General features: G+C 73.7%; 13 protein-coding genes. 12 read left to right on the forward strand and 1 reads right to left on the reverse strand.

Going from position 1 to position 11,639, the window contains the following annotated elements; all coding sequences use genetic code 11:
* Window positions 1-43: 43 nt before the first annotated feature.
* The 10 genes from rimM to H9640_RS10100 all read left to right on the forward strand — a co-directional run bounded on the left by rimM (window position 44) and on the right by H9640_RS10100 (window position 8,341).
* Window positions 44-658 (forward strand): ribosome maturation factor RimM, encoded by a 615-nt coding sequence (gene rimM / locus H9640_RS10055; RefSeq protein WP_191790582.1) that lies wholly within the window; start codon window positions 44-46, stop codon window positions 656-658.
* 1 nt (window position 659) lies between these two features.
* Window positions 660-1,487 carry a tRNA (guanosine(37)-N1)-methyltransferase TrmD gene (gene trmD / locus H9640_RS10060; RefSeq protein ID WP_191790583.1) on the forward strand — a complete coding sequence of 276 codons (828 nt, stop codon included), beginning with the start codon at window positions 660-662 and terminating at the stop codon, window positions 1,485-1,487.
* Between the two features lie 162 nt (window positions 1,488-1,649).
* Window positions 1,650-2,009, forward strand: a complete 360-nt coding sequence (gene rplS, locus H9640_RS10065) for a 50S ribosomal protein L19 (protein ID WP_191790584.1) — start codon at window positions 1,650-1,652, stop codon at window positions 2,007-2,009.
* Window positions 2,010-2,245: 236 nt separating this feature from the next.
* Window positions 2,246-2,947, forward strand: coding sequence for a signal peptidase I (gene lepB / locus H9640_RS10070; RefSeq protein WP_191790585.1), 702 nt, complete (start codon window positions 2,246-2,248; stop codon window positions 2,945-2,947).
* Window positions 2,944-3,732 carry a ribonuclease HII gene (locus H9640_RS10075; protein WP_191790586.1) on the forward strand — a complete coding sequence of 263 codons (789 nt, stop codon included), beginning with the start codon at window positions 2,944-2,946 and terminating at the stop codon, window positions 3,730-3,732. The genes lepB and H9640_RS10075 overlap by 4 nt, the downstream gene beginning before the upstream one ends.
* Before the next feature lie 67 nt (window positions 3,733-3,799).
* Entirely contained in the window at window positions 3,800-4,099 is a 300-nt protein-coding gene (locus H9640_RS10080) for a DUF2469 domain-containing protein (RefSeq protein ID WP_024840525.1), read from the forward strand.
* A gap of 172 nt (window positions 4,100-4,271) precedes the next feature.
* Entirely contained in the window at window positions 4,272-4,628 is a 357-nt protein-coding gene (locus H9640_RS10085; RefSeq protein ID WP_191790587.1) for a YraN family protein, read from the forward strand.
* Window positions 4,628-6,166 carry a YifB family Mg chelatase-like AAA ATPase gene (locus H9640_RS10090; protein ID WP_191790588.1) on the forward strand — a complete coding sequence of 513 codons (1,539 nt, stop codon included), beginning with the start codon at window positions 4,628-4,630 and terminating at the stop codon, window positions 6,164-6,166. The genes H9640_RS10085 and H9640_RS10090 overlap by 1 nt, the downstream gene beginning before the upstream one ends.
* Complete coding sequence (dprA, locus tag H9640_RS10095) at window positions 6,159-7,382, forward strand: DNA-processing protein DprA (protein WP_191790589.1); 1,224 nt, start codon at window positions 6,159-6,161, stop codon at window positions 7,380-7,382. The genes H9640_RS10090 and dprA overlap by 8 nt, the downstream gene beginning before the upstream one ends.
* 17 nt (window positions 7,383-7,399) lie before the next feature.
* Window positions 7,400-8,341 (forward strand): tyrosine-type recombinase/integrase, encoded by a 942-nt coding sequence (locus H9640_RS10100; protein WP_191790590.1) that lies wholly within the window; start codon window positions 7,400-7,402, stop codon window positions 8,339-8,341.
* 156 nt (window positions 8,342-8,497) lie between these two features.
* Here the strand turns inward: H9640_RS10100 and H9640_RS10105 are convergent, their stop codons facing one another.
* Window positions 8,498-9,040, reverse strand: coding sequence for a M23 family metallopeptidase (locus tag H9640_RS10105; RefSeq protein ID WP_318243726.1), 543 nt, complete (start codon window positions 9,038-9,040; stop codon window positions 8,498-8,500).
* Between the two features lie 641 nt (window positions 9,041-9,681).
* Here H9640_RS10105 and rpsB point away from each other — a divergent pair.
* Together rpsB and tsf are read left to right on the forward strand one after the other, a co-directional pair.
* Window positions 9,682-10,656 (forward strand): 30S ribosomal protein S2, encoded by a 975-nt coding sequence (rpsB, locus tag H9640_RS10110; RefSeq protein WP_191790591.1) that lies wholly within the window; start codon window positions 9,682-9,684, stop codon window positions 10,654-10,656.
* Between the two features lie 105 nt (window positions 10,657-10,761).
* Window positions 10,762-11,601 carry a translation elongation factor Ts gene (gene tsf / locus H9640_RS10115; protein WP_191790592.1) on the forward strand — a complete coding sequence of 280 codons (840 nt, stop codon included), beginning with the start codon at window positions 10,762-10,764 and terminating at the stop codon, window positions 11,599-11,601.
* The last annotated feature ends 38 nt before the right edge of the window (window positions 11,602-11,639 follow it).

Consider the following 11,639-nt stretch of genomic DNA (forward strand, 5'->3'; position numbering starts at 1 on the left):
CCCACGCACGACGAGCACGTAACACGACGAGAAGGAGCACACGATGCAGCTCACGGTGGCCCGTATCGGCCGCGCCCACGGACTGCGCGGCGAGGTCGCGCTGGACATGCGCACCGACAACCCCGAGGCGCGTCTCGTCGTCGGGTCCACGATCGACACCGAGCCCGCCGAGGCGGGACCGCTGACGATCGAGCGCGCGCGCCTGCACCAGGGCAAGTGGCTCGTGACGTTCGCGGGCGTGACCGACCGCTCGGCGGCCGAACGCATGCGCGGCATCACGCTCGTCGCCGAGGCCGACGTCTCCGACGAGGAGGACGCCTGGTACCCGCACGAGCTCGTGGGGCTGCGCGCCGAGCTCGAGGACGGAACCGTCGTGGGCGAGGTCCAGGGGCTCGAGCACCTGCCGGCGCACGACCTGCTCGTGCTCAAGGAGACCGACGGCACGCGCACGCTCGTGCCGTTCGTGCACGCGATCGTCCCCGTGGTCGACGTGCCGGGCGGGCGGGTCGTGCTCGACCCTCCGGGCGGCCTCCTCGCACGCGACGCCGACCTGCTCGAGGTCGCCGAGCCGACGCCCGGCTCGGCTGCCGAGGAGGGGGCCGACACGTCCGACGACGACGGCGCGGACGACCGCACGACCGACGGGACCAACGACTGACGTGCGCATCGACATCGTCTCGATCTTCCCCGAGTACCTCGCGGCCCTCGACCTCTCGCTCGTCGGGAAGGCGCGCGTCGCGGGCCTGCTCGACCTGCGCGTGCACGACCTGCGCGACTGGACCACCGACCGCCACCGGACCGTCGACGACACGCCCTTCGGCGGGGGAGCGGGCATGGTCATGCGCCCCGACGTCTGGGGGCAGGCCGTCGACGAGCTGACCGCGACCGGACCCGCGCACCTGGTGGTGCCGACGCCGTCGGGCACGACGTTCACCCAGCGCACCGCGGAAGCCCTGGCGACCGAGGACCAGCTCGTCTTCGCGTGCGGGCGCTACGAGGGCATCGACGCCCGCGTGGCCGAGCACTACCGTGCGGCCGGGCACCGCGTGAGCGAGCTCTCGATCGGCGACTACGTGCTCAACGGGGGAGAGGTCGCCTCGCTCGTCATGGTCGAGGCCGTCGCCCGCCTGCTGCCCGGGGTGATCGGCAACCCGGAGTCGCTCGTCGAGGAGTCCCATGGCGCTGCCGGGCTGCTGGAGTACCCCGTCTACACCAAGCCGCCCGTCTGGTCGGGCCTCGAGGTGCCCGACGTGCTGCTCTCGGGGCACCACGCCAAGATCCGCCGCTGGCGACGCGACCGGGCGCTCGAGAAGACCTCCGCCCGCCGACCCGACCTGATCGCGGCCCTCGACACGAGCACCCTGGACAAGTACGACCGGGCGTTCCTCGCCTCGCTGGGCTGGGAGGTGCGCGGGGGAGCCCTGCACCGCGCCCCGAGCAGCGCCGGACCCGCCTCCGGTGCCACCGCCGGCGGTGTGGCAGAATAGACCCTTGGTGTGCGCCGGTCGGGCCTCTGCCACAGGGGAAGCCCACCGCACGTCCGCGTGCGCGACCGATCACATGCGAGCACCACCCACGTACTGAACCGGACCCGCCTCGCGGTGGGCCACGAGAACGCGTCTGACCTGTGGCAGGGCGGGGAGAGATCAATGCACACGCTGGACAGCGTCGACGCAGCATCGCTGCGTAGCGACATCCCGGAGTTCCGGGCCGGAGACACCGTCAAGGTCAACGTCAAGGTCGTCGAGGGCAACCGCTCTCGTGTCCAGGCGTTCCAGGGCGTCGTCATCGGCCGCCAGGGTGGCGGCGTCCGCGAGACCTTCACGGTCCGCAAGATCAGCTTCAGCGTCGGCGTGGAGCGTACCTTCCCGGTGCACTCCCCGACCCTCGAGTCGATCGAGCTCGTCACGCGCGGTGACGTCCGTCGCGCCAAGCTGTACTACCTGCGCAAGCTGCGCGGCAAGAAGGCGAAGATCAAGGAGAAGCGCGACGCGCTGCCCTCGAAGTGACCCGAGCCTGACCTCACGTCAGCCTCGTCGCACGCCCACGGGCGGCCACCTCACGGTGGCCGCCCGTCGGCGTTCCGGCGCCTGCCGGCCGGCCCACGGCAGCAGCCGCCGGTTTCGCCCGACGGCCCGCGCAGTGGCACAGTGATCGCGTGACAGACAGCGCCGCACCGGCAGCAGCCCGACCCGAACCCGTCCCCGGCGCGACGCCGCCGGCGCGGACGGACGCCAGGAGCCAGATGGAAGCGGGGTCGGCCCCGGCGCGGCCCGCGCCCCGTCGCGGCTCGCTCCTGCGCGAGACCGTCATCATCCTCCTCAGCGCGCTGGTGCTGTCGTGGTTGATCAAGACGTTCCTCGTGCAGGCGTTCTTCATCCCGAGCGCCTCGATGGAGGACACCCTGGTCGAGGGGGACCGGGTCATGGTCTCGCGCCTCGTCCCCGACGCGTTCGACGTGCACCGTGGCGACGTCGTGGTCTTCAAGGACCCGGGGGGCTGGCTCCCGTCGTACGTGGCCCCGGACCGCGGGACCGTCGGCAACGCCGTGACGTCGGCCATGACGTTCGTGGGGCTGCTCCCGCAGGACACGGGGGAGCACCTCATCAAGCGCGTCATCGGGACCCCGGGCGACCGGGTCGTGTGCTGCGACGCGCAGGGACGCGTGAGCGTCAACGGCCAGCCGGTCGACGAGACCTACATCAAGCCGGGGTCCGTCCCGAGCCAGGACCCTTTCGACGTGGTCGTCCCGGAGGGCATGCTGTTCGTCATGGGTGACAACCGGCAGCACTCGGCCGACTCGCGGTACAACACCGGCAAGCCGGGCGGCGGGTTCGTGCCGGTCAGCAACGTCGTCGGGACCGCGTTCGTCAAGGTGTGGCCGCTGAGCGACTTCACGCTGATGCGCAACCCGGGCGACGTGTTCGCGGAGGTGCCGGAACCATGACGACCGACCTCGGTGCGCCGCTCGTCGCGGGAGAGCCGGACGTCGCGCCGACCCGGCGCGCGCCCCGCACGGCCCCCGCGAAGCGGTCGACCGGGCCCAAGCCGCCGACGCTGCGCCACGAGCGCGCGATCCTCGACTCGGGCGCGCGGCTCGTCGCGGGCATGGACGAGGTGGGGCGCGGGGCCCTGGCGGGGCCGGTGAGCGTGGGTGTCGTCGTGGTGGACCTGAGCACGGGCGCGTTCCCGAAGGGCCTGACCGACTCCAAGATGCTGACCCCCGCGGCCCGCGAGGCCATGCTGCCCGCGGTCCGGGACTGGGGGCTCGCGTGGGCCGTGGGGCACGCCGGACCGGCGGAGATCGACGCGCACGGCATCGTCGTGGCGCTGCGGCTCGCAGGCCGCCGCGCGCTGGCCCAGGTGCGGCGCTCGCTCGGCCCGGTCGACGCGGTCCTGCTCGACGGCAAGCACGACTGGCTGACCCGCCCGAGCGCGGACCTCTTCGAGGCGTTCGACCTCGACCCCGAGGACGACCTCGCCCTGCCGGACCCGGCCGTGCGCACACTCGTCAAGGCCGATCTCCAGTGCGCGTCGGTCGCGGCGGCGAGCGTCCTGGCGAAGTGCGAGCGCGACGGCCTCATGACGGGTCTGGCGCGTCAGTACCCGGCCTACGGTTGGGACGGCAACAAGGGGTACGGGGCAGCCGTGCACGTCGAGGCGCTCAAGGCCCACGGCCCGACGCCGCAGCACCGGCGGAGCTGGCGGCTCCCCGAGCGCGACGAGGCCTGAGGGTCGGGGCGCGCCGCGCTCGACGCCCGATCCCGGCTTGTGGCACGCGATGGTCCATGATGGTGCAGTGAGCGCCGAAGACCTCGAGAACTATGAGACCGAGATGGAACTGGCCCTCTACCGCGAGTATCGCGATGTGGTGGGCCTGTTCTCCTACGTGGTCGAGACAGAGCGACGTTTCTACCTGGCGAACCAGGTGGACCTCCAGGTCAGGTCGGCCGCAGGCGAGGTGTACTTCGAGCTGCGGCTCGCCGACGCCTGGGTGTGGGACGTGTACCGTTCCGCGCGCTTCGTGAAGTCGGTGCGCGTGGTCACGTTCAAGGACGTCAACGTCGAGGAGCTGGCCAAGGCCGAGCTCCAGCTCTAGCTCGCTCCAGCAGCAGTCCTGCGGCCCCCCGGACCGGGTGGCCGCAGGACTGTCGTGCTCCTGCGCAGGCGAACCGTGCACAGGTCACCTTCTCGAGCCTTCCTCCACAGCCGGGGCCGCCGCAGCCCCGCCGCAGCCGCCGATCGGCCACGGTGTGTGCCGGAGGTGGGACATGAGAGCGAAGGACGCTGTCGGTCGGTACGGGGAGAAGGTCGCCGCAAGGTACCTGGTCGACGCCGGGTGGGTGGTCCTCGACCGCAACTGGCGGGGCACCCGGGGCGAGCTGGACCTCGTCGCGCGCGACGGGGACGTGCTGGTGGCCGTCGAGGTCAAGACCCGGCGCGGGACCGCCTACGGGCACCCTGCGGAGGCCGTGACCCCTGACAAGCTGGCCCGACTTCGCCGGCTGACCGGGGAGTGGGTCGCGACGCACCCGGTCCGCCCCGCGTCGATACGCATCGACGTCGTCGCCGTGATCCTGCCCGCCGCCGGGGCCGCGCACGTCGAGCATCTCGTGGGGGTCAGCTGATGTCGCTCGGGACGACGTTCGCGGTCTCGCTCGTCGGTCTCTCGGGACACCTCGTGGAGGTGCAGGCCCACCTCGCCGCCTCGGTCCCGGGGTTCACGCTCGTCGGGCTGCCCGACGCGGCCCTGTCCGAGTCGAGGGACCGCGTGCGCGCCGCGATCGCCTCGTCGGGCATCGAGTGGCCCCAGCGCAAGATCACCGTCAACCTGTCACCGGCCTCGCTGCCCAAGGCAGGGTCGGGCTTCGACCTCGCCATCGCCGTCGCGATGCTCGCCGGAGCGCGCAAGATCTCCGTCGCGGACCCCGCGCGCGTCGTGCACCTCGGCGAGCTCGGGCTCGACGGTCGGCTCCAGTCGGTGCGGGGCGTGCTCCCTGCGGTGGCCGCCGCCGTCGCGGCCGGGCTGCGTGACGTCGTCGTGCCCGTGCAGGACGCGGACGAGGCCCGGCTCGTCCCGGGGGCACGCGTCGTCGGCGTCGCGAGCCTGGCGGAGATCGCCGCCCTGTACGGCGCCGAGCTGCCCGGGATCGTGACCCCGAGCGCCGCCGCCCGCCCGGGCCGCACGGCCGGACCGCGACGGGCCGAGGGGGACCTGCGCGACGTCCTGGGCCAGGAGCAGGCGCGGCGCGCGCTCGAGGTCTCGGCGGCGGGCGGTCACCACCTGCTCCTGGTCGGGCCACCAGGGGCAGGCAAGACCATGCTCGCCTCCCGGATCACCGGCATCCTGCCGGACCTCGACGAGGCGGAGGCGGTCGAGGTCACGGCCGTCCACTCGGTCGCGGGGGTCTTCGACCCGGGACAGGGCCTGATCCGCCGCCCGCCCTACGAGGACCCGCACCACACCGCGACCCCGGCGTCGATCGTCGGCGGGGGCAGCGGGCTGCCACGGCCCGGGGCGGCGTCCCGGGCGCACCGCGGCGTGCTGTTCCTCGACGAGGCGCCGGAGTTCGGCTCGCGAGTCCTGCAGACCCTGCGCCAGCCGCTCGAGCACGGCGAGCTCGTCATCCACCGCGCCGCCGGGAGCGCGCGCTACCCGGCCCGCTTCCAGCTCGTGCTCGCCGCCAACCCGTGCCCGTGCGGGCTCGGGATCGGCAAGGGGCTCGAGTGCTCGTGCAGCCCGCTGGTCCGGCGCCGGTACTTCGCCCGCCTGTCGGGGCCGCTGCTCGACCGCGTCGACGTCCAGGTCGAGGTGCGTCCCGTGTCGCGGGTCGACCGGGCGGGCGGGGCCGACGTCGAGTCGAGCGCAACGGTCGCGGAACGGGTCGCCGCGGCCCGTTCCGCGGCCAGGGCCCGGCTCGCGGGGACGCCGTGGAGCACGAACGCCGAGGTGCCGGGGACCTGGCTGCGCGAACGGCTGGGGCCGGACCCGCGGCTGCTCGCGGGGATCGACACGGCCCTCGACCGGGGAACCCTCTCGCTGCGGGGAGCCGACCGGGTGCTGCGGCTCGCCTGGACCGTGGCCGACCTGGCCGGTCGCACCGCGCCGAACGCCGGGGACGTGGGGCAGGGGCTCGCGCTCCGGACGCGAGGTCACCATGGCTGAGGCCCGGCCGACCTTCGACGTCGACGACCCGCTGCTCGCCCGGGCCGCCTGGAGCCGGATCGCGGAACCGGGGGACCAGGTCGCCGGTGCGATCGTCGCGCACCTGGGCGCCGGGGACGCGCTCGCATGGCTCCACGAGGTGGCGTCCGGTGCGGGTCCGCTCGTGCCGGAGGTCCTCGCGTCGCAGGGCGAGCGGCCGTCGGTCGGCCGCCTGCTGCGCGCCGTGGAGCGGTGGCGCGGCAGGCTGGCGACCCTCGACCCCTCTCGCGAGCTCCGAGCTCTCGACCGGCTGGGCGGGGCGCTCCTGGTCCCCGGCGACCCGCGATGGCCGACGGCGGTCGACGACCTGGGCGAGGCCGCGCCCCTCGCGCTGTGGGTCCGTGGCGAGAGCGACCTCGCAGGTCTGTCGCGACGCTCGCTCGCGCTCGTGGGCGCTCGCGCGTGCACCGAGTACGGACGCCACGTCGCGGCGGACCTCGCCTCGGGTCTGGTGGACCGGCGCTTCACGGTCGTCTCCGGCGGTGCGTACGGGATCGACGCCGCCGCGCACCGCGGCGCGATCGCCGCACGGGGCCGGACCGTCGCCTTCCTCGCGGGAGGGGTCGACCGCCTCTACCCGGCGGGCAACACCGACCTCCTGCGGGCGGTCCTGGACGAGGGGAGCATCGTCAGCGAGACCCCACCGGGGTCCGTCCCGAGCAGGGTCCGCTTCCTGCAGCGCAACCGTCTCATCGCGGCCTTCTCCCGGGCGACCGTCGTCGTCGAGGCGGCCTGGCGGTCCGGCGCGCTGAGCACCGCGACACACGCGAGCGCGCTGCTGCGGCCCGTGGGGGCGGTCCCCGGGCCCGTGACCTCGATGGCCTCCGGCGGGTGCCACCAGCTCCTGCGGGACGCCCAGGCCGTGTGCGTGACCGACGCCGACGAGGCCGCCGAGCTGGCCGGGCACGTCGGGGCGGACGCGTCGACCCCGCGCACCGGGCGCTCCGCACCCCAGGACGACCTCGACGAGCTGGGCACCAGGCTGTGGGACGCCCTGCCGTTGCGCGTGTACGCCGCCGTGGACTCCGTGGCGCGGACCGCCGGCCTCGGTGTCGACGAGACCCTCGGCAGCCTCGGCCACCTGGAGCTCGTCGGGCTCGCCGAGCAGTCCGGAGGCCGGTGGCGACGGGCGCCCCGTGCGCCCCAGGGCGTGGGCTCCACGACGCGGAGGCGGTGAGCGGCGACACTGGGACGATGAGCGACAGCGAGCGGCACGGCGAGACGCACCTTCCTCCTGCTCTTGCCGCGGCCGTCGCCGAGTTCGAGCTGCACCTCGACGTCCAACGAGGGCTCTCGGCCCACACGGTGCGCGCCTACGCGGGCGACGTCCGGTCGCTGCTGGCGCGCGCCGTGGCGACGGGCGTGCGGGGGCTCGACGACGTCGACATCGCGGTCCTGCGCGACTGGCTCGCCGATCTCGGGGCGCGTGACCTCGCCCGGACCACGATGGCCCGACGGGGAGCGGCGGCCCGCGCCTTCTTCGCCTGGACGACGAGCACGGGCCGTACGGCGCACAACCCCGCCCTGCGGCTCGCGAGCCCCAAGGTCGCTCGTCACCTCCCGACCGTCCTCGCCGTCGACGCCGCCACCCACCTCATGGAGACCGCCCGTGACGCGGCCGCGGACGGCGACCCGGCGCGCCTGCGTGAGTGGGTCGCGGTCGAGGTGCTCTACGCCTCGGGCCTTCGCGTCGCCGAGCTCGTCGGTGCCGACGTCGACGACGTGGACCTGGGGGAGCGGACGCTGCGCGTGGTCGGCAAGGGCGACAAGGAGCGGGTCGTGCCGTTCGGCGTCCCTGCGGGCCGGGCGCTGCGCCGCTGGCTCGACGTGGGGCGGCCCGCGCTGGTGGTGGCGGACTCCGGCCCCGCGCTCCTGCTCGGGGACCGCGGACACCGGTGGGGACAGCGACAGGCGCGCGAGACGGTGCACCGGCTCGCTGCGCTCGCAGGCGTCGACGACGTCGCGCCCCACGACCTGCGGCACAGCGCCGCGACCCACCTGCTCCAGGGCGGCTCCGACCTGCGCAGCGTCCAGGAGGTGCTCGGCCACGCCACGCTCTCCACGACCCAGCGGTACACGCACGTCAGCGCCGACCGCCTGCGTGCCTCGTTCGAGCAGGCCTTCCCGCGGGCGTGAGGGGGGTGCTGCCGGGCGCGGGAACCTCCGGTCGCCGAGAGGGACCGCTCGTGCCCTGGGACCTCGGGCCGTCGAGATGCGGCCAAGCGGGGTCGGGACGGCGCACGAACCCCTGATGGCCGCGTCTCGCGGCGAGTAGAAGGTCCCAGGACGCCGCTAGCGCAGCGGGAGCAGCACGATCGGTTCGCGCGGCCCGAGCAGCGCGAGGGGGTCGACGTACGTGTCGCCGCGACGAACGCCCCAGTGCAGGCACGACACCGGCAGACAGTGTCCGGCGCCCGTGGTGCCGGTCCCTCCGGAACCGCCGGCCCCGTCGCCCGCGACCTGGACCGTCCCCACGACCTGCCCGCGCCCGACCCGCGTCCCCACGGCAGCGGAGCCGTCGACCGGTTCCAGCGAGCTGCGCAGCCCGCCGACGTGCAGCACGACCACGACCCCCCGGTCCACGACGGTCCCGGCGAACGTCACGACCCCGGCCTCGGGCGCCACGACGGCGCTCCCGGGCGCCGCCTCGAGGTCGACCCCGCGGTGTCCCGCGAGCCAATCCTGGTCGGGGGGCAGGAACCCACGGAGCACCACGGGATCGCCGGCGACCGGGGACGTCCAGCCCGTGGTCGTGGGGTCCGGGCCCTCGGACCCTCGGGCGGGCAGGACGGGCAGGAGGGACGCGACGAGGACCACCAGGGTGAGCACGGGCACGACCAGGAGCGGGCCCACGAGCAACCGGTCGCTCGCCCTCGCGCGCGACAGGCGGCGTTGGTCTGCCGTCTGGCCGAGCCTCTCGGACGGGGGGCCAGGAGCGTGACGCGAGCGACGTCGTCGGACTGGCGGGGCGAGGTCTTGGAGCGACCCGGTGGGCCGTGCGGAGGAAGGCACCGCAGCAGCGTCGCGTACCGCAGGACCGTACGGAGCCCTGTCGACCCGCGCTGTGGACGGGGTCCCGTGCGCGCGGCCTGTGCACGGGTCCGGCTGCGGCCCGCGATCAGGTAGACTTAACGCCGCGATCGGCACGTTCACTCGGACGGGCTCCCAGCGCTCCCGACGGTCACCCCAGAGGTCACCGGCAGGGGACCTGGAACCCCCCGCTGCGCGCCGTCGACTTCGCGCGTCACGTCCCCGACTCCCGGCCTTCGCAGGCCGCCGTCAGGGGCCATCCCGACAACGGTCCGGACCCTCGTTCGCCAGGGCCCGGCGTCGGACCATGGTGTGGCGCCAGGGGTGCAGGGCCAATCCCGGCCGGCACCGACAACCGGAATGCACCGACCGGACGCACTGCGACCGGTCGGACGAATGAGCGTGAGCAGCGGGAGGATCCCGCGTCACGCCTGAAAGGAAGTGCCATGGCCGTCGTGACCATGCGCCAGCTCCTCGACAGCGGAGTCCACTTCGGACACCAGACCCGCCGCTGGAACCCGAAGATGAAGCGCTTCATCTTCACGGAGCGCAACGGCATCTACATCGTCGACCTGCAGCAGTCGCTGTCCTACATCGACCGCGCGTACGAGTTCGTCAAGGAGACCGTCGCCCACGGTGGCACGATCCTCTTCGTCGGCACGAAGAAGCAGGCGCAGGAGCCCGTCGCCGAGCAGGCCGCTCGCGTCGGCATGCCCTACGTGAACCACCGCTGGCTCGGTGGCATGCTCACCAACTTCACCACGGTGCACAAGCGTCTGCAGCGCATGAAGGAGCTCGAGGAGATCGACTTCGACGACGTCGCAGGCTCCGGGCTCACCAAGAAGGAGCTGCTCGTCCTCCGTCGCGAGAAGGACAAGCTGACCCGCACCCTGGGCGGCATCCGCGACATGGCGAAGGTCCCCTCCGCCGTGTGGATCGTCGACACCAACAAGGAGCACCTGGCCGTCGACGAGGCGCGCAAGCTGCGCATCCCGATCGTCGCGATCCTGGACACCAACTGCGACCCCGACGTCGTTGACTACAAGATCCCGGGCAACGACGACGCGATCCGCGCCGTCACGCTGCTGACCCGCGTGATCGCCGACGCCGCGGCCGAGGGCCTGCTCCAGCGCCACTCGGGCAACCGCACGGGCGCCGAGGCCGGCTCGGCCACCGAGGCAGAGCCGCTCGCCGAGTGGGAGCGCGAGCTCCTCGCCGGTGCCGAGGCGGAGACCGCCGTGGAGACCGCAGCCGCCGCTGAGGTCGTCGCCGAGGCCGCAGCCGAGACCGCCGTCGAGGCCGAGGTCGTCGCCGAGGCAGCAGCCGAGGTCGCCGTCGAGGCCGAGGTCGAGGCAGAGGCGGCCGTCGAGGCAGCCGCTGAGGCCGAGGCCCCCGCCGAAGAGGCCGACGAGTCCAAGTGACGACGTGGTGCGCGCCCCTCTCCGGAGGGGCGCGCACCCGCCGCACCGCCCGCTCCACGTTCTCCCCGGGGAGCCCCGGGACCCCAGACAGGTAAGGACACCACCATGGCGAACTACACCGCAGCCGACATCAAGGCGCTGCGCGAGCGCACCGGCGCCGGCATGCTCGACGTCAAGAAGGCGCTCGACGAGGCCGACGGCGACTCCGAGAAGGCGCTCGAGATCATCCGCGTCAAGGGTCTGAAGGGCGTCGCCAAGCGCGAGGGCCGCTCGACCTCCGAGGGCCTCGTGGCCGTCGACGTCTCCGAGACCGAGGGTGGCCAGGTCGCCACGCTCATCGAGCTCAACTCCGAGACGGACTTCGTCGCGAAGAACGAGAACTTCCTCAACCTCGCGGCCCGCGTCCTGACGGCCGTCGCCGCCTCGGGTGCTGCCGACGTCGACGCCGCGCTCGCTGCCGACGCCGACGGTGAGTCCGTCCAGCTCGTCATCGACAACACCGCCGCGTCGCTCGGCGAGAAGGTCGTCCTGCGTCGCACCACGCGCGTCGCGGGTGAGCGCGTCACCGCGTACCTGCACCGCACCGCCAAGGACCTGCCGCCGTCGATCGGTGTCGTCGTCGCGACCGACGTCGCCGGTGCGGCCGTCGCCAAGGAGATCGCGCAGCACATCGCCGCGATGTCCCCGACGTACCTGACCCGCGAGGACGTCCCCGAGGACGTCGTCGCGAGCGAGCGTCGCATCGCCGAGGAGACCTCGCGCAACGAGGGCAAGCCCGAGGCCGCGCTCCCGAAGATCATCGAGGGCCGCCTGAACGGCTTCTTCAAGGACGTCGTCCTGCTCGACCAGCCGCTCGCGAAGGACCCGAAGAAGACCGTCGGCCAGGTTCTCGCCGAGGTCGGTGGCACGGTCACCGAGTTCGTGCGGTACCGCGTCGGCGCCTGACGCACTCCTCCGGTGGCCCGGTCCGCGCTCGCGCGGAC

It is taken from the genome of Oerskovia gallyi (assembly GCF_014836745.1).
Classification (GTDB): domain Bacteria; phylum Actinomycetota; class Actinomycetes; order Actinomycetales; family Cellulomonadaceae; genus Oerskovia; species Oerskovia paurometabola.